Annotated in this window: 22 protein-coding genes; all 22 read left to right on the forward strand. The window is 58.6% G+C overall.

The genetic code is table 11. The annotated features are described in order from the left end of the window. Positions 1-293: 293 nt before the first annotated feature. The 22 genes from HQN82_RS01000 (at position 294) to HQN82_RS01105 (ending at position 20,736) form a co-directional block, all read left to right on the forward strand. The gene (locus HQN82_RS01000; RefSeq protein ID WP_112766175.1) at positions 294-944 is read left to right on the forward strand and encodes a hypothetical protein; all 651 of its coding nucleotides are present in this window, start codon (positions 294-296) and stop codon (positions 942-944) included. Then, positions 941-2,245 (forward strand): MotB family protein, encoded by a 1,305-nt coding sequence (locus HQN82_RS01005; RefSeq protein ID WP_034496029.1) that lies wholly within the window; start codon positions 941-943, stop codon positions 2,243-2,245. The genes HQN82_RS01000 and HQN82_RS01005 overlap by 4 nt, the downstream gene beginning before the upstream one ends. Continuing rightward, the gene (gene motC, locus HQN82_RS01010) at positions 2,242-3,513 is read left to right on the forward strand and encodes a chemotaxis protein MotC (protein ID WP_112766136.1); all 1,272 of its coding nucleotides are present in this window, start codon (positions 2,242-2,244) and stop codon (positions 3,511-3,513) included. Before HQN82_RS01005 ends, motC begins: the two co-directional genes overlap by 4 nt. Next, positions 3,510-4,868 (forward strand): flagellar hook-length control protein FliK, encoded by a 1,359-nt coding sequence (gene fliK / locus HQN82_RS01015; protein ID WP_173614450.1) that lies wholly within the window; start codon positions 3,510-3,512, stop codon positions 4,866-4,868. The genes motC and fliK overlap by 4 nt, the downstream gene beginning before the upstream one ends. Next, complete coding sequence (locus HQN82_RS01020; protein WP_374709461.1) at positions 4,852-5,382, forward strand: lytic transglycosylase domain-containing protein; 531 nt, start codon at positions 4,852-4,854, stop codon at positions 5,380-5,382. Before fliK ends, HQN82_RS01020 begins: the two co-directional genes overlap by 17 nt. A gap of 282 nt (positions 5,383-5,664) precedes the next feature. Then, positions 5,665-6,336: a response regulator transcription factor gene (locus tag HQN82_RS01025; protein WP_006698188.1), complete on the forward strand. Its 672-nt coding sequence runs from the start codon at positions 5,665-5,667 to the stop codon at positions 6,334-6,336. Positions 6,337-6,441: 105 nt separating this feature from the next. Then, a complete protein-coding gene (locus tag HQN82_RS01030) occupies positions 6,442-7,722 on the forward strand; it encodes a flagellar hook protein FlgE (RefSeq protein ID WP_004440014.1) in 1,281 nt (426 codons plus the stop codon). Between the two features lie 22 nt (positions 7,723-7,744). Continuing rightward, complete coding sequence (gene flgK, locus HQN82_RS01035) at positions 7,745-9,238, forward strand: flagellar hook-associated protein FlgK (RefSeq protein WP_173614451.1); 1,494 nt, start codon at positions 7,745-7,747, stop codon at positions 9,236-9,238. A 3-nt stretch (positions 9,239-9,241) separates the two neighbouring features. Next, the gene (locus tag HQN82_RS01040) at positions 9,242-10,345 is read left to right on the forward strand and encodes a flagellar hook-associated family protein (RefSeq protein ID WP_006698186.1); all 1,104 of its coding nucleotides are present in this window, start codon (positions 9,242-9,244) and stop codon (positions 10,343-10,345) included. 34 nt (positions 10,346-10,379) lie between these two features. Next, positions 10,380-10,724 (forward strand): flagellar biosynthesis regulator FlaF, encoded by a 345-nt coding sequence (flaF, locus tag HQN82_RS01045; RefSeq protein ID WP_004440020.1) that lies wholly within the window; start codon positions 10,380-10,382, stop codon positions 10,722-10,724. Beyond that, on the forward strand, positions 10,721-11,170 hold the full coding sequence (flbT, locus tag HQN82_RS01050; protein WP_004432543.1) for a flagellar biosynthesis repressor FlbT: 450 nt from the start codon (positions 10,721-10,723) through the stop codon (positions 11,168-11,170). The genes flaF and flbT overlap by 4 nt, the downstream gene beginning before the upstream one ends. Beyond that, complete coding sequence (gene flgD / locus HQN82_RS01055; protein WP_004440022.1) at positions 11,161-11,631, forward strand: flagellar hook assembly protein FlgD; 471 nt, start codon at positions 11,161-11,163, stop codon at positions 11,629-11,631. The genes flbT and flgD overlap by 10 nt, the downstream gene beginning before the upstream one ends. Before the next feature lie 49 nt (positions 11,632-11,680). Next, positions 11,681-11,947 (forward strand): flagellar biosynthetic protein FliQ, encoded by a 267-nt coding sequence (locus tag HQN82_RS01060; protein WP_003515115.1) that lies wholly within the window; start codon positions 11,681-11,683, stop codon positions 11,945-11,947. A gap of 159 nt (positions 11,948-12,106) precedes the next feature. Continuing rightward, a complete protein-coding gene (gene flhA, locus HQN82_RS01065) occupies positions 12,107-14,194 on the forward strand; it encodes a flagellar biosynthesis protein FlhA (RefSeq protein WP_112766137.1) in 2,088 nt (695 codons plus the stop codon). Continuing rightward, positions 14,191-14,946, forward strand: coding sequence for a flagellar biosynthetic protein FliR (gene fliR / locus HQN82_RS01070; RefSeq protein ID WP_004440028.1), 756 nt, complete (start codon positions 14,191-14,193; stop codon positions 14,944-14,946). Before flhA ends, fliR begins: the two co-directional genes overlap by 4 nt. A gap of 14 nt (positions 14,947-14,960) precedes the next feature. Beyond that, positions 14,961-15,380, forward strand: coding sequence for a hypothetical protein (locus HQN82_RS01075; protein WP_004440029.1), 420 nt, complete (start codon positions 14,961-14,963; stop codon positions 15,378-15,380). A gap of 114 nt (positions 15,381-15,494) precedes the next feature. Further along, positions 15,495-16,052, forward strand: coding sequence for a rod-binding protein (locus HQN82_RS01080; RefSeq protein WP_006698183.1), 558 nt, complete (start codon positions 15,495-15,497; stop codon positions 16,050-16,052). 29 nt (positions 16,053-16,081) lie between these two features. Then, positions 16,082-16,450 (forward strand): hypothetical protein, encoded by a 369-nt coding sequence (locus tag HQN82_RS01085; protein WP_006698182.1) that lies wholly within the window; start codon positions 16,082-16,084, stop codon positions 16,448-16,450. Next, positions 16,450-16,989: a flagellar basal body-associated FliL family protein gene (locus HQN82_RS01090; RefSeq protein ID WP_004440034.1), complete on the forward strand. Its 540-nt coding sequence runs from the start codon at positions 16,450-16,452 to the stop codon at positions 16,987-16,989. Before HQN82_RS01085 ends, HQN82_RS01090 begins: the two co-directional genes overlap by 1 nt. Before the next feature lie 208 nt (positions 16,990-17,197). Beyond that, positions 17,198-17,872: a WecB/TagA/CpsF family glycosyltransferase gene (locus HQN82_RS01095; RefSeq protein WP_045532735.1), complete on the forward strand. Its 675-nt coding sequence runs from the start codon at positions 17,198-17,200 to the stop codon at positions 17,870-17,872. Between the two features lie 114 nt (positions 17,873-17,986). Beyond that, entirely contained in the window at positions 17,987-19,759 is a 1,773-nt protein-coding gene (locus tag HQN82_RS01100; protein ID WP_173614452.1) for a GumC domain-containing protein, read from the forward strand. Between the two features lie 77 nt (positions 19,760-19,836). Beyond that, complete coding sequence (locus HQN82_RS01105; RefSeq protein WP_107340481.1) at positions 19,837-20,736, forward strand: bifunctional methylenetetrahydrofolate dehydrogenase/methenyltetrahydrofolate cyclohydrolase; 900 nt, start codon at positions 19,837-19,839, stop codon at positions 20,734-20,736. Positions 20,737-20,741 lie beyond the last annotated feature (5 nt).

Raw genomic sequence — 20,741 nt, forward strand, 5'->3', positions numbered from 1 at the left:
TCGCACGGACATGCGCGGAAACGTGGCGCAGACGTGCTGAACAGTTCCGCCTTCATCCTCGCACAAGTTTGAACACCTAACGTCGGGGCAATATGGGGGCGGATCGCATGGCGCGGTCCTCCGGCAATCATGGAAGAGACGGGCAGGGTAGCAAGGATGACGGTGGTGCCGCCAAACGGCTTAGAGCATTTCCAGGAAAAGCGGACCTCGGTTTTCCGCCCGGAAATGCGACGGAACGTTCCAGATCGCAGGCAGCGAAACATGTCTCGTCCCCTGTTTTGCCGGGGGCGTGCATGACCACCTCCATCGCAAGATATCTGAAGGACTTCGGTGACGCTCAGCCGGCAGGACTGGCCTTCGTCGATCCCCTGGCGGATACCGATGGCGTTTCGCCATTTGCCGACGCTGTGTCCGGTTTCGATGAATTCGAATCCGTCGACGTGGAGAGTGAAAGGCAGGCCGCTTACGCCCGTGGCCATGAGGATGCGACACGCGAAATCACCGAAAAGATGCAGGCGGAACGCGACGAGCTGCTGGCCGCCCATTCGGCTGAGCTGGAGGCGCTGCGATCCGCCTATCTCGAGGAAATCGCGGTCTTTCTGTCGCGCGGGCTGCGAGAGGGCATTGATGCGATTGCCGCCACCCTCAGCGAACAGACCGCCGCAATCCTTGCTCCGGTTTTGACGGAAGAACTGTCGCTTAAAGCAGTCTCGGCGCTGGCGGATGTGGTGCGCGCTTCCATGCCGGATGGTGACGCCGTCACGCTTGTCGTGAAAGGTCCGAAGGATTTGTTCGAGCAGTTGAAGACCCAGCCCGGCTTTGAAGAAGAGACGATGAAGTTTACCGAGACCGCCGATATCGATCTTTCAGTCGAGCTGGGTGAGAGCGTCTTCGTGACGCGCATGTCCGCCTGGGCCTCCAGTCTTCGCAAGGTGATGAAATGAGTGAAGGCGAAAACCATCACCACGGCAAAAACGAGATCATCATCGTCAAGCGCCATAAAGGTGGCCACGACGGTGCGCATGGTGGTGCGTGGAAGATCGCCTACGCCGACTTCATGACGGCGATGATGGCGTTCTTCCTCGTCATGTGGCTGGTCAATGCCGCCAATGAGGAAACCAAGGCCTCGGTCGCGAGCTATTTCAATCCGATAAAACTGTCCGATGAGAAACCCTCGTCCAAGGGGCTGGAAAAGCCCGTGGACAAGGAAGAGGGCGTCCAGAAAAAGGACCAGTCCAACATTCAGGCAGAGAAAGTGACCAAGGGATCCGCCGCGGCGACGGGCGAAGACCTGACGTCCCAGACAGGTGAACAGTCGAATTTCTCCGAAGCGGACTTTTTCGAAAATCCCTATTCCGTGCTGGCGGAAATCGCCCAGCAGGTCGGGCAGCAGGCCAATGTCAGCGCCAAGGGCGAGGGCGGTGCTGCCGATTCCGGCCCTGCAACCGGCGCAAGCGGCGGCGAAGCCTATCGCGATCCCTTCGATCCTGATTTCTGGACGCAACAGGTGAAAATCACCCGCGCCGATCAGCAACAAAAACCGGTTGAGCAGCAGGCCGCCGAAAACAAGCAGGAGAATGCTGCCGACAGCGCTCAGGCCGTTGCGGTTAAATCGTCTCAGGCGCCGGAAGACAAGGCGCAAGACGGCAGGCCCATGGACGTCGCCGCGGTTGTACCGCAGCAACGGCCGGATGCCGCCGAGCAGGCAGCGCTTGTACGGCCCAGGCCCGAGCAGCAGCAAGAGGCGAAGGATGTTCAGCAAAAAGCGAGCGATGCTGAATGGGAAAAGGCCGATACGCTGCGCGAAGAAATCGAGAAACAGATATCCGGCATAACCGGCAGGCTCTCGGAAGGGCTGGTCGTGACGCCTGCGGAAGGCGGATTGCTGCTGACCATTTCCGACCAGACGGAAACACCGATGTTCAATATCGGATCGGCCGTTCCCCGGCGCGAAATGGTTCTCGCCATGGAAAAGATCGGCAAACTGCTTCAGGAGCGCGGTGGCAGCGTGGTAATCCGCGGCCATACGGATGGGCGGCAGTTCAAGGGCGAGGCCAACGACAATTGGCGGCTCTCCATGGACCGCGCGCACAGTGCCTATTACATGCTGGTGCGCGGCGGCCTGTCGGAAGAGCGGGTAAAGCAGGTTTCTGGGTTTGCGGACCGCAGATTGCAGGTCCCGGCAGATCCCCTGGCGGATGCCAACCGCCGTATCGAAATCCTGCTTGAGGCTGATCGGGGGTGAGTGTGACGAAAACCTCGAAACGCTGGCTTCTTCTTGCGGCGACGCTTTGTGGTCTCGGTGCCGGACCATTCAAGGCGTTTTCGCAGTCACAAGACAATCTCATGCCCTATGCCATGCTGCGCTCCCTGCAATTCGTGCAGGATTCGGTTGCCAAGGGAGACCATTCGGCAACGGAAATGCAGCGGTTCCTGCTCCAGACCATTGACGAGCGGCTGAAAAGCGCGCCCTCGGCGATCTTCAAGGACCCACGCAATGTCGATGCGGCGCTGATCTATGCGATGAGCGGCGGCAATCCCGCCACGCTTGAATTGCTGGTCGCGCGCGATGTGGACGGAAATTTCGACAGCCGCGTCGCCGATATCCTGCGTAAGTATCTGTCAGGCAAGGGGACGCTGGTGGCGCAGAGCATCGCGGCAATGGTGCCTGAATATCGCGGCACCCGGATAGGCGCCTATCTCGCTCTGATCGGTGGCAATGTCACGATCCCGCGCGATCCTCTGGCCGCGCTCGGCTTCTACGACATTGCCCGGCTTGAAGCGCCCGGGACAATCGTTGAGGAGGCGGCATTGCGCCGCTCGCTCGCCATTGCGGTTGAAGACGGCGATGCAAAACGCGGCATCGAATACGCACAGCGTTACGCGCGGCGGTTCCTGCATTCGCCCTATGCAAGTCAGTTTGCGGATCTTCTGGTCTCGCTGGTGGTCAAACGCTCTGATTCCCTCGGCGAAGACGCGATAGTGGAGACCTTCGCGATGATGGATGCGGAAAGGCAGAAGGAAGCCTATCTGCGTCTTTCGCGTCTTGCGGCGATCAGCGGCAAGGATTCGCTGGCCCGCATGGCGGCGCTTAAAGCGAAGACGCTGTCGTCCGCCGCGCCTGATCAACCGGAAGCGCAGGCCAATCTCTACGAAAGCCTTTCCAACATTGGAACACCCGATGTGGTGAGCGCGATCGAGACGATCGGACAAATTCCCGAAACGCAGCTTTCGGACCGGGACAGGGCCCTCAGAGATGCCGCAAGGGCGATCGCCGAACAGGTGGTTCGTCCTCCCTCGCTATCAGGTGCTGATGTCGACGCGGCGGCGCAGGGCGTCAGGCAGAACGCAGCCAAAAATGATGCGGTGCCTGGCGGGGAAAAAAGCATATGGCGGGTTGAAACCCACAAGGCCGACGATGGCGGTGAGAATGTCCGGCAGCTCGTGACAAGCGGCCGCAGCAAGCTCGATGAAATCGACAGCCTGTTGAAGAAAGGCGAGGGGGCACCATGATCGACGCAACCATCAATGCGCTAACGAATGCGCCACCGTCCGATCCGCGCGCAGGCAGTGCTGCCGCACGTGACGAGGCGAGAGGCGGCAGCTTTGGCGATGCCCTTTCCACGGTTCGTGACGAGCGACCGCCGCAGGCGCCGCATTCGCGGTCGGACGATTCTGGTTCAGCAGGGCAACAGCACGGACAGGCCGACGGCGAGGGGGAAAAGATGGATGTCCCGGTCAAACGGCCTGCAGCCTTCCTGAATGTCATCGTCAACGAGCATGCCGGGGACGGTCGAGTTCACGACACAGCTGCCGAGTTCCAGAACGCGGTCAAATCCTCGCGGGCACAATTGGGGGACGGCAAGCCTGGCAAGAAGCTTAAAGATGAGGCGGATAAGGATGCCGAGGCGATAACGGATACTCTCGATCCGAAGCTCGCCGAACTGCAGCTGGTTACGGCCAGCGCCGGGGCAATGGCCACGGCCAAGACGCCGCTGGAAGAAATTGCGCAGGCAATTGCCGGCAAGACCGACACGGTCAAGTCCGACAGGGCTGAACCTGTCCGCAGCAAGGCTGAACATCCGGCCAAAGACATGCCGACTGGGGTTGCAGCTGCCAATGATGCGGCGGGTTCGGCTTCGGAAAACGAAGGCGATGCCTCATCATTCCGCTTCGCGTCTCCGCGTTCGGGTGCAGCCCGCGCTCTCGATATGAGCACGGTTCAGCGCGAAGGCCGCGTGGAGTTCGACACGCGGGAAAGCAGCGGCAAGGCGGCCGATACCATAACGGTTCTCGATTCCCGGCGCTTCATCGGTCTGGCGCCCTCCTCCAATGCCTCGGCTCTGACCGGCCTGATCGCCAATGATCCGGAATGGATCAGCGCCATGCAGCCCGGTTCAGCGCTGTCCAACGCAGCCGCCCAGAGCAGCACCGGCAAGGTCGTGCATACGCTGAAGCTGCATATGACGCCGATCGAGCTTGGATCGGTGACGATGTCACTGCGTCTTGCCGGTGACGAACTCGCCGTGCACATGACTGTGGAGAGCGTCGCGGCCTATAAAAAGCTCCAGGAAGACAGCAAGAGCATCCTTGATGGCCTCAAGGCGCAGGGTCTGACGGTCGATAACATCACGATCAGCATCGCTTCTTCCGATAAGAGTGACCAAACGGGCACACAAGCCAACAATCAGCAAAATCAGCAGGCGCAGCAGCAGGGCCAGCAGGCGGCTGCGGGCCGCAACCGTGACGAGTCCGGTGCACGAGGCGGCCGGCAAGGCAATGGCGATAATTTGGGGGTGCATAATGAAGGCATGGACGGCGCTCTTGGCTCTGCCCGCACTTCTGCTGACAATGGCGTCTATCTCTGAGAACGCATCGGCCTCGGCAACGTCAGGCGTGTGTGAAAGAGAGATCCAGTCTGCGGCACGCAAATACGGCGTGCCGGAGGGAATTCTCTATTCAGTGGGCCTGACGGAGACTGGCCGCAAGGGGCGGCTAGACCCCAACGCCATGAATATCGAAGGAAAACCGGTATTTGCGGCCTCTACCGAAGAGGCCTTGATGACTTTTGAGGCTGCCAAACGCAATGGCGCCAAGCTGATCGACCTTGGATGCATGCAGATAAATCATTATTTCCACGGCGAAAATTTCACATCTGCGCGCGAAATGTTCGATCCGCGTCGCAATGTCGAATATGCCGCCATGTTCCTGCGTAACCTCCACAACAGACACGAGACTTGGACGATGGCGGTTGCCCGCTATCACGCAGGGCCCAATAATGACCCGGCCCAGAAGAAATATGTCTGCCGGGTCATCGCCAATCTGGTGGCGACGGGCTACGGGAAATGGACGCCCAACGCTAAAAATTTCTGCGAAGGATAACAACCTGAAATTGCTTTATCAGGGGTTGGGACTCGTTATCGGAAATGTGGCGAGACAAAGCCCGAAAAAAGGCGTTTCAAGCGTTTTTTAGCGATTTCGGAAATTTTTACACAAAAATTTTGTGCCATATATGGTTAATACCCACTATATATAGATCAAATCGGCACAAAATGGTTAATCAATTATTAATAACTATCGATGATTTCCTACAGTTGTCGCTGAATCCCCCGATTCGTACCAATGCCTCATTGGAAAACACCACACTGATTCGGAGGCGGACGAATGATCGTAGTGGTTGATGAGCGCGAGCTCGTTAAAGACGGCTATACATCTCTATTTGGGCGTGAGGGCATTCCCTCGACCGGGTTCGATCCGGTCGAATTCGGGGAATGGGTCTCGACGGCGGCGGAAAGCGATCTTGCGGCTGTGGAAGCCTTCCTGATCGGCCAGGGCGACCGGAGCTTCTCCTTGCCAAAGGCGATCAGGGATCGCACGACGGCGCCTGTCATCGCGGTGAGCGACCAGCCCTCGCTGGAAGCGACACTCGCGCTGTTCGACAGCGGCGTCGATGATGTCGTGCGCAAGCCCGTTCACCCTCGGGAAATCCTCGCACGTGCGGCGGCTATTCGCCGCCGGCTGCAGGTCATTTCGAATTTCACCGACGCCGGTCCGATCCGGGTCTTCTCCGATGGACGCGACCCGGAAGTGGGCGGCGAGGTATTTCCCCTGCCGCGCCGCGAGCGCCGCATTCTTGAATATTTGATCGCCAATCGCGGACGCCGCGTTTCCAAGGCGCAGATTTTCAATGCCATCTACGGCATCTTCGATGATGACGTCGAAGAAAACGTCGTCGAAAGCCACATCAGCAAGCTGCGCAAGAAGCTGCGCAAGAAACTTGGCTACGACCCGGTCGATTCCAAGCGGTTCCTCGGCTACAGCATTGATTGGCAATGATTTTCATTGACCCGCGTGGTCTTTTTCAAACGCGGTATTTCAGACAGCTTCACGCAAGCCAAACGCTTTACCTTCTCCTTGAAAGATGACCACGAGGGTTTTTGAATGAGTATTTTCGGCACTATGCGAACCGGCGTGTCCGGCATGAATGCACAGGCGAACAAGCTGGGCACCGTTGGCGACAACATCGCCAACGCAAGCACCACCGGTTACAAGCGTGCATCGACGTCGTTCTCGTCGCTCGTTCTGCCCTCCTCGTCGGGCAGCTACGCTTCCGGCGGTGTGCAGTCCAACGTTCGCTACAGCATTTCGGAGCAGGGCAACCTCTCCTACACCACCTCGGGTACTGACCTTGCCATTCAGGGCAACGGTTTCTTCGTTGTCCAGGATGGTGCAGGCACGCCTTATCTCACCCGTGCCGGCTCTTTCGTGAAAAACTCGGAAGGCTATCTGGAAAACGCCGCTGGCTTCCAGCTGATGGGTTACCCCTACGGTTCCAACCCGCCGGCTGCCGTTGTTAACGGCTTCACAGGTCTTGAAGCCATTAACGTCAACAATTTCGGCCTGACGGCATCGCCCTCCACACAGGGCAGCTTTCCGGCCAACCTCAATCGTGACGATACGGCCGTAGCGGCGGCGTCGCTCCCCAGCACCAACTCCGCAACGGCGAAGTTCGGCAACAAGACTTCGCTGACCGCATTCGATAGCGGCGGTGCGAAGGTGCTCTACGACTTCTATTACACCAAGACCGGTGACAACACCTGGGAAGTGGCGGTCTACCGTCAGGATCAGTCGACCAATGGTGGCTTCCCCTATACGGCGACTGCGCCGGCATCCCTTGTTCAGGAAAGCGTCACGCTGACCTTCGATCCTGCGACCAACAAGCTGACGACTACGTCTCCCAAATCCATCACCATCGACGACAACAACAGCGGCGTGGCGCAGGCGATCAACATCGACCTGTCCGACATGACCCAGTTTTCGTCGAAGTTCACGCCCGGCACGGCGATCCTGAACGGTAACGGTCCGAGCCAGATCAAGGATGTCGAAATCGGCAAGGATGGCGTAGTGACGGCAGTTTACCAGGATGGCGGCCGCCGCAACATTTACCAGCTGGCGCTGGCCACCGTGCCGAGCGTCGACAACCTGAGCCCGCAGAACGGCAACGTTTATCTTCCGAGCAACGAGTCCGGTGTCGTTACCATCGGCTTCCCGCAATCGGGCAGCTTTGGTTACGTCCAGAAGGGCGCGCTGGAAGGCTCGAACGTCGATATCGCCAGCGAACTCACCGACATGATTGAATCCCAGCGCATCTATACCGCGAATTCGAAGGTCTTCCAGACTGGATCGGATTTGATGGACGTCCTGATCAATCTGAAGAGATAGTAATTCCTACGGGGACAGATGAATGTCGCTCACGTCAGCAATGAATACTGCGCAGTCGATTTTCAATAATGTAGGTAAGCAGACGGACGTTACCTCGAAAAACATTGCCGCTGTCGGCAATGCGAACTACGTCAAGCGTACCGCCATTCTCGGCACGACCATGGCTGGAGCGAGTATCGTCTCCAACGGTCGTGCCCAGAATGAAAGTCTTCTCAGGCAGACGATTTCCAGCGCCTCGCTGGCCACCGGGCAGAACACTGTTCTGACCGGTCTCGAGGAGATGAAGAGCATTTTCGGCGGCAACGACTACGAGAGCGCGCCGTCCACCTACATGAAGGAACTGCTCAAGAGCCTTAGCGGCTATGCCGCCAAGCCGAGCAATGCTGCTCTTGCCGCAACGGCCGTGACGTCCGCCGCGGATGTCGCCAGCTCATTGAACAAGGCGTCTGCCGAATTGCAGGCGATGCGTCTGCGTGCCGACAAAGAAATCTCCCTTCAGGTCGACAAGCTGAACGGCCTGCTCGCGAAATTCGAGGAAGCCAATAACGAGGTCAAGGCGCAGACGGCGATCGGCGGCGATCCGAGTGACGCACTCGATCAGCGCGAGACCTTGCTGAAGGACATCTCGTCCATCATCGGCATCAATGTCGTCAACCGCCCGAATAATGACGTCGCGCTTTACACGACCGACGGCGCCACGCTGTTCGAGATCGTACCGCGTCCGGTAACCTTCAAGGCGCAGCCGGGCTACGACGCGACGACCACCGGCAACGCGATTTATGTGGACGGTGTGGCGCTCAAGGCCGGCAGCGGCAGCAACACGACGGCGGAAGGATCGCTTCAGGGTTTGATGCAGGTTCGCGATGAACTTGCGCCGACCATGCAGAGCCAGCTCGACGAAATCGCGCGCGGCCTGATCACGATGTTTGCGGAAAAACCGATTACCCAGCCGGCGCCGCCTGCGACGCCTCTGACGGCGAAGCCCGGCCTTTTCACCTGGTCGACGGCAACCGGAACGAGCGAGATTCCTCCCGCCGGCGTCGTCGTCCCGGGGCTCGCTGCGACCATTACCGTCAACTCCGCGTTAATTATTTCGCAAGGTGGCAATCCGGAATTGTTGCGCGACGGCGGCATCAACGGTACCGCTTATATAGTCAATCCCGCAGCTACGGGCGGAACCGGGTTTTCCGCGCTGATCGACAGCTATGTGACCGCATTCGACGCGCCCATGAATTTCGCCGCGTCGACACGTATCGATACGAATACCAGCATCCTGAAATACGGCACCAACTCGATGGGTTGGCTCGAACAGGAACGGTCCGGTGCGACTTCGGCAAACGAAGCGAAAAGCGCGCTTTATGAGCGCTCTGCGACATCCTATTCGAACAATACGGCGGTTAGCCTGGACGAGGAGCTGTCGCTGCTCATGGATATCGAGCAGTCTTACAAGGCGGCCACGAAACTGGTGACGACCGTTGATGAAATGCTCAAGTCCTTGATGGACATGGTGAGGTAAAGGATGAAAACGTCATTCATTTCATCGCTGGCGATGCAGAACAGCATGCGCAGCACCATCCTCAAGGCTCAGCTTGAGATGACGAATCTCAATACCGAGCTGACAACGGGCAAGCACGCGGATCTTGGTGTGACGCTGGGTGCCAACACGGCCCGCAGCCTCGATCTCAACAGGGACGTGGAGCGGATTTCCTCGCTCGTTACGGTCAACTCCTTCGCCACACAGCGTCTTGAATCGTCGCAGACCGCATTGGACGGTATGGCAAAGGCCGCCCAGGAAATCCTCAATGTTCTGGTGCCCAATACGAGCAGCGAGCAGCCCACGCTTGCCACCGTCAACCAGAAAATCACGATCGCCTTCAACAATTTCACCAGCTTTGCCAACACGGCCGTAGATGGTGAGTATCTGTTTTCCGGTACGAATACGGATGTGAAGCCGGTCCAGGACTATTTCGCCGACGGTTCGCCGTTGAAAGCCGCCTATGACGCCGAACTGAACCATTTCATGGCGACACAGACGCCGGCCGTGGGGAGTATCTCGGACCTGTCCAAAGATCAGGTCAACGCCTTCATGACGCATATGGAAGGCGTATTCAACGGTACGACGACTGTAACCAACCCGCCGCACAGCAGTCTCGCTGTGGGACAGAATGTCGATTTCTGGACGAGGTTCGGTTCCAACGCCAGCGATACCAACATGACGAGCCGGATCAGCCAGAACGAAGTGGTCGAAACGTCGACCAACAGCAATTCGCAGGGCATGCGTTACTTCGCGATGACGGCAATCACGGCGATGACCTTCCTTAAGGACAATGTTTCGAGCACGGTCCGTGAGGCGGTCGCCACCCAGTCGGTGACGACTATCGGCAAGGCGATCAGTGGGCTGAACCAGCAGGCAAGCAGTCTTGGCCTTTCGCAGGAGCGCGTCAAAAAGTCGAATGACTCTCTGGCTGCCCAGAAGAAGATCATCGAAACACATCTGTTGGATATCGAGGGGATCGATACCTACGAGGCGAAGACCCGTCTCGATCTGCTGCAGCAGCAGATTGAGATCGCATACAGCCTCACGTCGCGTCTGCAAAAAATGAGTCTGGTGAACTACCTCTGATGAACAGAGGTGGCGGCAGATAAAGGATACATGAATGTACCAGTTTTCCTACGCCGAAATCATGGAGGATGGTGTCGCCAACGCGAAAGACCGCGAGCGACAGGCGTTGACCAAATCGATCGAACTGCTTGCGGAGGCGAAGGACTCCTCTTCTCAGCGGCACACGATCGAAGCGCTTTTTTACACTCGACGGGTCTGGATCCGCTTCATTGAGGATCTCAAGCAGCCGGATAATCAACTGGCCATGGAACTGAGGGCCAATCTCATTTCGATCGCGATCTGGATACTGAAAGAGTGCGAACTGATCCGGAAACGTCAGTCGACGAATTTCCAGGGCATAATTGACGTGACAACCATCATCAGGGATGGACTGAAATGAAAAGTACACTTCGAATTTCGCTGAAGTCGGGCGAAAAGATTTTCATCAACGGCGCAGTTCTGCGTGTGGATCGCAAGGTGGCGCTGGAATTCCTGAACGATGTCACGTTCCTGCTCGAGAACCACGTATTGCAGCCCGACCAGGCTACCACCCCGCTGAGACAGCTTTATTTCATCGCGCAGATGATTCTCATCAATCCGGAGGGGCGCGAACAGTCCACCAACATGTTCCGCAAGTCCGTGAGCATGCTCTTGAATTGCTTCCAGCATGACGAGGTCCTGGCGGAGCTCAAGCGCATCGACGGGCTGGTTGCCTCCGGCAAGGCTTTCGAAGCGCTGAAGGCCATCCGCGGCCTTTACCCGATCGAGGAGAAAATCCTCAACAATCAGGAAATGACCCCTGCAACGATCGAACAGATTCGCAAGGAGATCGCACCATGGCGGTAGATGCAGTCAATGCGGCGGCGGCAAACCCCTGGGCGAATGCCGGGGCGAGCAGCAACGACAAGAACGCGGCCTCGCTGAACTATGACAGCTTCCTGAAGCTCCTCATCGCCCAGATGAAGAACCAGGATCCGACCAGTCCGATGGATGCTGGTCAGCAGATGTCGCAGCTTGCAAGCTTTTCGCAGGTCGAGCAGACCATCAAGACGAACACCCATCTGAAGAGCATGCTGCAGGCCGAAGCACTGACCCGTGCGTCGGATCTGGTCGGCAAGACGGTAAAGAGCGCCGACGATACCGTCACGGGCGTGGTGAAGGAAGTCGAAGTCTATTCAGACGGCGTCGTTGCCATCACCGAAGCTGGTGACAAGGTGCTGCTGCAGGCCGGTGTGACCTTCTCCAACGGTCCGATCACGGATAAATCTGATAGCGGAACCGATTCGGATACGCCAGCTGGTTCCTGATATTGATAAGGCGGTATAATGCCGCCTTTCTGGAACGAGGGATGCGACGATGAACGAGGCCGATGCGCTTGATATCATGCAGGCGGCAGTGTGGACGGTTCTCGTCGCGGCCGGTCCTGCGGTTCTCGCCGCCATGATCGTCGGTGTCGCCATCGCCTTCATTCAGGCCCTGACGCAGGTTCAGGAAATGACGCTGACATTTGTTCCCAAGATCGTCACGATCATGATTGTCCTCGGCGTCGCCGCCCCCTTTGTGGGCGCGCAGATAGCGCTTTTTTCCAATCTCGTCTTTTCACGCGTGCAATCGGGCTTCTGATATCGACCCGGCCAGGATGCCATCCTCGCGCAAGCTTCGGCGGCTAGGGATAGGTTGAAGCATCGGGCTGAATTGCGTGAGCGATTTCGCGAAACGATGCCGCGGAACCGTGCGGCGGCTTTTCCGTCGCCCTTCTCATGAAGAGACAGGACGAAATTTATGGCGCAACCACCAGTCATTTCCTTGCCCAAGGTCAGTCCGAGCACGCGTGACATCGGCTTCGCACTGGGCATCGTGGCGATCCTCTGCGTTCTGTTCCTGCCCATTCCGGTCGTTCTGGTGGATATCGGCCTGGCGTTTTCCATCGCGCTTTCGGTCCTCATCCTCATGGTGGCGCTCTGGATCCAACGGCCGCTGGATTTCTCGTCATTCCCGACGGTGCTGCTGATCGCGACCATGATCCGCCTGTCGCTGAACATCGCGACGACGCGCGTCATCCTCTCCCACGGCAATGAGGGTCCGACGGCGGCCGGCGGTGTAATCGCCGGCTTCTCCAGTCTCGTCATGTCAGGCGATTTCGTTATCGGTCTGATCGTCTTCCTGATCCTGATCACCGTCAACTTCATCGTCATCACCAAGGGTGCGACGCGTATCGCTGAAGTCGGCGCACGCTTTACCCTCGACGCCATTCCCGGCAAGCAGATGTCGATCGATGCGGACTTGTCCGCCGGCATCATCGATGAGAAGGAGGCGCAGCGCCGCCGCCGCGAGCTGGAAGAGGAAAGCTCTTTCTTCGGCTCGATGGACGGCGCCTCGAAATTCGTCCGCGGCGATGCGATTGCAGGCCTCATCATCACCGCCATCAATATTTTCGGCGGCATCATCATCGGTTATTTCCGGCACGGCATGCCGATCGGCGAAGCGGCCGATGTTTTCGTCAAGCTTTCCGTCGGTGACGGTATCGTCTCGCAGATTCCGGCCCTCATTGTATCGCTGGCAGCCGGCCTGCTTGTGTCGCGTGGCGGCACGGCGGGGTCGACGGATCAGGCGGTCGTCAATCAGCTCAGCGGTTATCCGCGCGCATTGATGGTTTCTGCCATGTTGATGGGCCTGCTTGCCATTATTCCGGGCCTGCCCTTCCTGCCTTTCATGTTCCTCGGTGGCATCATGGCGTTCGGCAGCTGGTATATTCCGCGCCAGGCTGAAGCCGAAAGCGCGCTTCGTCGCCAGGAGGAGGAGAGCAAGATTCTCCAGACGACAGAGGCGGAAAAAGACTCGGTCAAGCAGGTTCTGAAAACCGCCGAGATCGAACTGGCGCTCGGCAAACAGGTTTCGACCCGCCTTCTCGGTGCGCATCAGGAACTGGCTTTCCGCGTCGGCAAGATGCGCAAGAAATTCGCAACGCAATACGGTTTCGTCGTGCCGGAGATCAAGGTTTCCGACGACATCATGATCCCGGAGAAGGCCTATCAGATCCGCGTTCACGGCACGACCATCGCATCGAGCCATCTGCGCGTCGGAGATGTTCTCGTCGTGACAGGGGCAGGGCGCAAGCCGAGCATTCCGGGCGACGAAATCCGCGAACCCGCTTTCGGCATGCCGGCCGTATCGATCCTCGAAACCTTCACCGAGGATCTCAAGCGCGAAGGCTTTCATCCGATCGATAACGTCTCCGTGGTGCTGACGCATCTGAGCGAAGTCATTCGCAACAATCTGCCGCAGCTTCTGTCCTACAAGGACGTCAAGATTCTCATCGACAGGCTGGATCCCGAATACAAGAAGCTCGCCGACGAGATTTGTTCGTCGCACATGTCCTATTCCGGCCTGCAGGCCGTGCTGAAACTGCTGCTTGCCGAACGTGTGTCGATCCGCAACCTGCATCTCATTCTCGAAGCCGTCGCCGAACTTGCGCCGCATGTGCGCAAGACGGAACAGATCGTCGAACATGTGCGGGTGCGCATGTCGCAGCAGCTCTGCGGTGACCTGGCCGACAATGGCGTGCTTCGCGTCCTGCGTCTCGGCAACAAGTGGGACATGGTCTTCCATCAGGCGCTGAAGCGCGACCAGAAGGGCGAAATCGTCGAATTCGATATCGATCCCCGCCATCTCGAGGAGTTTTCCGAACAGGCGTCGAAAGTTATCCGTGAATTCATGGATCGCGGCCTGCCCTTTGTGCTTGTAACCTCACCGGAAACGCGGTCCTATGTGCGCATGATTATCGAGCGACTCTTCGCGACCCTGCCGGTTCTCTCGCATGTGGAACTTGCCAAGGGGCTGGAGATCAAGATCCTGGGCGCCATTTCATGATAACCGACCCGCAGGGAACCATTATCGCGTTGTTCCTTGCCATCTGCCGTATCGGCGCCTGTTTCATGACCATGCCGGGCTTTTCCAGCTCGCGCATTTCACCGCAGATTCGCATGTTGCTGTGTGTGGCTGTGTCCATGGCCCTGTTGCCGGTGTTGTGGGATACGATCTATCCGAAAATTTCCGGCGCGAATCAGGGCACTGTCGTCGGCCTCATCGCCACGGAGATCGCGATCGGTGCGATGTACGGGCTGATCGCGCGCTTTTACACGCTTGGTTTTCAGTTCACCGGCGCCCTTATTGGCGCATCGGTCGGCCTCAGTGCGCCCGGCGGCGCCGATGTCATCGAAGACGCCCAGGAAAACCAGATATCCAACTTCATCACCTTCGGCGGACTGCTGGTGCTGTTCATGCTGGATTTTCACCACATCGTCCTCAAGGCCCTTGTGGATTCCTATACCGCCACGCCGGTCGGCGCGCTCATCAGCGGCCAGAAGATGCTGATTACACTGACCGACACGCTGAGGGCGTCGTTTTCGATCATGCTTCGGCTTGCTAGCCCCTTCGTGATCTATGGTCTGATGTTCAACGTCGCGGTCGGCCTCATCAACAAGCTTGCACCGCAAATCCCCGTCTACTTCATATCGACGCCCTTTGTTCTCGCCGGCGGCATCTTCATGCTCTATCTGTCGGTCGCGGCCCTCATCCGCCAGTTCGTGGATGGCTTCGGCCCGGTCTTCATCGGCTTTTGATCGGGAGAAACGCGGTGGCCTCAGACAAGCGGTCGGAGAAACTCAAGCGTCTGGTCACGGTCCAGCGCCACATGGAAAAAATGGCCGAGGTCGAACTGGCCGACACCACCCGCACGCGAAGCGAGGTGGCGCAATCGATGGACAGCGTGCTGGAAGCCATGAGTTCGATGGAGCCGGTGCATCAGACATTCTCGAGGCATTATTCGGATCGTTACGGCCGTCTGGTCGTCAAGGACCGTCAGCTCTCCGGCGTGCAGCAATTGCAGGAAAACAGGGTGCTCAAAGAAAAAACCAAGGCCGACAGGCTGGAGGACAGGATGCACCTGGCCCGTGATCTCGAGGATCGTGAGGCCGACGACAATGCAATCTATGATTTGTTAGAAATTACGAATGCTTCCCGGACACCAGCCTCCAGCAAGGTTGGCGATTCATAGTCTGCTCCATTGTTGCATCGCGGGCGTTTTTTTGAGGACGCCTAAAGCGATGTTTCTTGATTGGGTGAACGTGCCGGTTCGTGCCGCGCGTTCGTCAGCTCGGGAGATCGGGACGTGGCGATATCGGTTATAAGTGATCTGGTGATGGATGTGGTGCGTGCTGCGGACCCCCAGGAAGTCCAGGTTGCCCAGGAGAAACTCAAGGCCAATAAGGCGGCTTTTGCCGCAACCAGCCTTGCAGATGCCGGCAAGGGGTTTGGCGCCGCGGTGGATATGCTGGATGGCGCCTCCTCGAAGGCGGGCCTTGGCAATACGAATATTCGCGCGGCTCGCACCGAAATTCCTGAAACATATCGCAAATATGAGGCCTCTGTCCTCCAGACCTTCGTAGCCAACATGCTGCCGAAAGACAGCGAGGAAGTTTACGGCAAAGGTAATGCCGGCGAAATCTGGAAGAGCATGATGGCCGAACAGTTTGCCGACACGATCTCCAGAAATGGCGGTGTTGGCATTGCAGAGCAGGCATACAAGGATGCGCTTCGGAAGGCCGAAAGCAAAGGCATAACCGACGTATCGATGAATGAAAAAGACCATAATGCTGCAATTCGGATGGTGGCGGAGTTCGAGCGGCAGGTCCTCGGCGTTTCCAATGAGAAAACGGACGAGGCTTGAGAATGAAAAACCCTAACGAGGAGACAAGCATGGACCTTATGTCGAACGACCACCGTATCCAATCCGTTCTCGGCCGCCTTGAAATGATCATCGACCATGAGAACGACAATATCGGTAAGGACCCGCGGTTCGACTTCAAGGTCTCCAATGCCCATAAGAGCCGGTGCCTTTATGAGCTGACGATGCTGTTCCGGGATACCCCGCGCGAGGAAATCGCTGCCGGTTACATGGAGCAGGTCAAGGGCATCAAGTCCAAGCTCGCCACCAATGCCAGCCGCGTCGAGGCACATCTGAATGCAGTTCGTGCGGTCGCCGACCTCCTGAAGAACGCAATCCAGGAAGCCGACACGGATGGTACCTACTCCCAGGAACAGTTCATGTACGGCGCAGCCTCCTGATGTTGAAGCTTCTTCTCACCGGCGTCTGGGTTTGCGCCGTCACGCTCGGCGCGGTGTATTTCTCCGTCCAGATGGCGACGGCGCCCGCGCCGGATGAGGCGGGCGCAAAAAAGGCCAGCTTGCAACTGGTCAAGGGCGAAAGCATCACCATTCCCGTCATCAATGATGGCGGGGTAAACGGTTACTTCCTAAGCCGTATTTCGCTGCGCGTCGACAAGGACAAGATGGCGAAAATCGAGTTGCCGGCAACCCAGTTGATGACCGATGAGCTGTTCACGCTCCTGGCGGGTTCTTCCATGGTCAACATCGCCAATATCTCCACTTTCGATCCCGACGCCTTCAAGCAGCGCATCCGCGAGGGGCTGAACAAGAGGCTCGATGATGAGGTGGTCGAGGACGTGCTGATCGAGCAACTCGATTATCTGTCCAAAGCCGACATTCGTGAGCAGAATGGGAATGGAACACCCCGTTCCATCAAGATCGTAGAAGGTGAAAAAGCCGACGCCGGCAAGGAAGCGGCCGCCGCGCCAGGCCACTGATAGCGCCGCGCCGCTTCGTGCCTTCGGCATGGCCAGAGGCAAGGGACGGTCGCGTGATCCACGTGGTTAATCATTCCTTCGCGTGGGCCTTGGAATTCTATTGATTGCTTTCAGCGTAAATTCAACCAGCACATGTATAAACGGTCCATGAACCGCGAACCCGCAGAAACCTGCGCGTGACGGGCGGGGCTTGCATCGGGGGCTGGGTATGAACGTAACGACGGGTTTTGCACGACCGGGACAGCAGCGGGACATTTACGGGCTGCACTTCTGCGACCTCGACTGGAACGCAGCGCTGGAACATGTGAGCGACAGGGCTTCCGCCTCTGAGGGACACACGTCGCTCTCATTTCTCACCCTTGAAAAGGCAAAGCTTTCACTCAAGGACATCGGCTATCGGCAGGTCCTCGAAAGCTGCCTGCTTTTCCCGCAGGGCAAGGCGTTGAACGCTGCCGCGCGGCGCGCACATGGTGAGCCTCTGCCGGTCGTGATCGATGGCGTTGCCTTTGTCATGGCGCTTCTCACCTATATGGCAGTACCGAAACGGATCGGCGTTGCGGGTGACGATGCAGCCCAGCTCGGTGTCGTTCTTGCCAAGCTGCGTAGCCATGCGCCCTGGCACGACTTCGTCATGCTGAGCGGCGAGACGTCCGGCGTGAAAGTGGATATGCTGCTGGCGGGAATGACGAAGCAAAATCAGGAGATGTGGCTGCATCGCACCGTCAACCGCGAGGACGCGCGAGTCGCCATCGCAGTCGGGCCGCTTTTCAAGATATTATCGTCCGAAGTGGCAGGCATGCCTGAAATCTTCCGCAGGCTGCATATGAGCTGGCTTTACAGCCTTTGCGCCGAACCCTGGCATATCGCTCTCGGCAAGGGCTGAGGCGAGTTCGGCGAAGGTCCGTTAACCATTTGTTTGCCACGATCCTTTAACCTCTCGTAAGGTTTTGACAGCTGTCCGTCCGCGGGCGGCGGCGAAGGTGGCAGACGGCTTCAGATGGTTGATCACAGTCCAGATATGACGGCGACCCGCCCGGAAGGGGATGAGATTGCCGCGCCCGCGTCGCAGTGGCGCAGGCATTGTCTTCGGCTTTTGACCGCCGGATGCGTCGCGGCCGCCACGGTAACCGGCGCAGCCCTTCCGCTGCTGCTCGTTGATTCCGGTTTTCGCGGCTATGTTTCGCAGGCGCAGATCGAGGTATCACAGACCGCTTATGATGCACCAGATGCGACCCGCTTTCTGGCGATGGCGCGGCGCACCCTGCTTTCACCTCGCGGGCTGGACCGGATCAGCAGCGATCTCAAGCTGAAGCCTGCCGATCTGGTCGGCGTTCGCAAACAGGGTGAATTTCACCTGCTGGTCGATCTTCTGACCGGCGCGGATGCGCGTCCGCTCTCCCCGCGTGAGGCGCTTAACAGCGCGGTGGGAGATGGGATAGGGCTTGAACTGTCGCCCGACGAGACGACGCTGATCGTGACTTCGAGGGCTGCGACGCCAGAAGCGGCCATGCGGCTTACCGACTATCTTTCGATGCGTATCATGGCGGACGGCAAGGCCGGCACCATGACGCCCGCTGTGCGGGAGATGGAGCGGGCACGGACAAGGATGGACGAGGCCGAGGCGGCGCTAAGCGGTTTCCAGATGCGCCATGGCGATGCGGTGACCGAGGTGCAGCAGCTCGAGCAGCAATTGCGTGACGTGAACGAAAGAATCACCGCGGCGACCCGACAACAGCAGTCGCTGCAGGCGGATCTGGCGGCGGCTTCGGCCCTGAAACCCAACGATCTGTTCTCCAAACCGCTTCCCTCCGGCATCGCCTTTTCTGCACTCGAGGACATCAGGCAGAAACATGCCGCCGCCAGTATGGCGCTTTCCAGCATCTCGGTCGATTACGGCCCGAAACATCCCCGACACATCGCCGCCAGGAATGCGGAGGATGCCGTACAGGCACTCGCTGCTCCAGCATTGCGCCAACTGCTCGACGCACTGCGAGCGGACGAGAAGCGCCTCGCTGAGGAAATCGCCGATGCTGAAGCCGAGCGGAAAAAGAACCTTGATCGCCTGAATGGTCTCGGTGTTGCTCCGGGAGAGTTCTCCAGGCTGCAGGGGGAGCTCGAAACGGCGAGAAACACCTATCTGGAGGCGAGCGAACGCCGCGATCTCTCCTCTGCTGCGACGCCCGCCCTTGAGACCCGCCTCGCGAAAAAGGCAGGTCCGGGAGAACTATCGCGTGATCTTGCCCAGGCCGCCATGATGGCGGGCGGCGGCGGCCTGATCGGGTTGCTGGGCAGTCTCTATCTTCTGACGTACCGTCGCCCTGACGAGGAAGAGCAGGATGCCTCCGCCTTCGAACCGGAAGCGGCAATCCGGCTCCCCGAGGAGGAACCCGCGCAATTTTCGGAATTCGAGCCAATCGAACCGGCTGTGTTTGACGATCTGCAATCTCCTGATGCCGAAACGGCCGGCTTGGATGCTGGCCACGACGAGGAGAGCTTCGCCGATTATTACTGCGGTGCGGTTAACGACGATGAGCGCATGCCGCTCGACGAGCGTGTAAGGCAGGTTCTGATGGGCAACCGCACGGTTGGGATCGCCGGTCAGGCACCGTCCGCGCTGCCGCCGCTGCTGGCTGATGCGCTTGCCGGCCATGCCGATCATGCCCAGGCGGAAGCGGAGGAGCTGATGGAATTGCGACGGGAATTGGCGCTCCTGAGGGAGCGTCTCGTCGATTATGCCGACCACCAAGAAGACTACCGCAAAACCGCCTGAAAACGCCGCATTTTAGCTTGCATTCCTGCGACGGGGGCACCATACGGAGCCTACGTAACCCATGAGGAGCAGGACGCATGGCAGTTGTGATTGACGGGAAGGCGAAGGCGGCCTCGGTAACGGAGGCGGTCCGCGCATCGGCAGAAGCGCTTGAGGCGAAAAAGGGCGTCAAGCCCGGTCTCGCGGTCGTCATCGTCGGTAATGATCCGGCTAGCCACGCTTATGTGAACTCCAAGAGCAAGATGGCCAAGCAATGCGGGTTCAACTCCATCCAGCACACGCTGCCGGAGGAGACCACACAGGCTGACCTCCTGAAGCTGGTCGGTGAACTGAATGCCGACACCTCCATCCACGGCATTCTGGTTCAGCTGCCGCTGCCGAAACATTTCAATTCCGATGAAATCATCCAGTCGATCCTGCCCGAGAAGGATGTCGACGGCCTCAGCGTGCTAAATGCCGGCAAGCTCGCGACCGGCGATCTTGCCACCGGTCTCATTTCCTGCACGCCCGCAGGCGCCATGCTTCTGGTGCGCGGCATTCACGGAGACGACCTTTCCGGCCTGAACGCTGTTGTCATCGGCCGCTCCAACCTGTTCGGCAAGCCCATGGGCCAGCTCCTGCTCAATGCCAACGCCACTGTGACGATGGCGCATTCGCGCACCAAGGATCTGGCCGGCATCTGCAAGACGGCGGATATTCTGGTGGCGGCGGTTGGCCGCGCGGCGATGGTGAAGGGTGACTGGGTGAAATCCGGCGCGACCGTCATCGACGTCGGCATCAACCGCATTCCCGCACCCGAAAAGGGTGAAGGCAAGACGAAGCTGGTGGGCGACGTCGCCTATGATGAAGCAAGCGCCGTTGCCGCGGCCATCACCCCTGTTCCCGGTGGTGTCGGCCCGATGACGATCGCGATGCTGATGGCCAACACCGTCATCGCCGCTCATCGCGCCGAAGGCCTGGCGGCACCGAAGTTCTAGGCGGT

It is taken from the genome of Agrobacterium pusense (genome assembly GCF_013285525.1).
In the GTDB taxonomy this organism is placed as follows: domain Bacteria; phylum Pseudomonadota; class Alphaproteobacteria; order Rhizobiales; family Rhizobiaceae; genus Agrobacterium; species Agrobacterium pusense.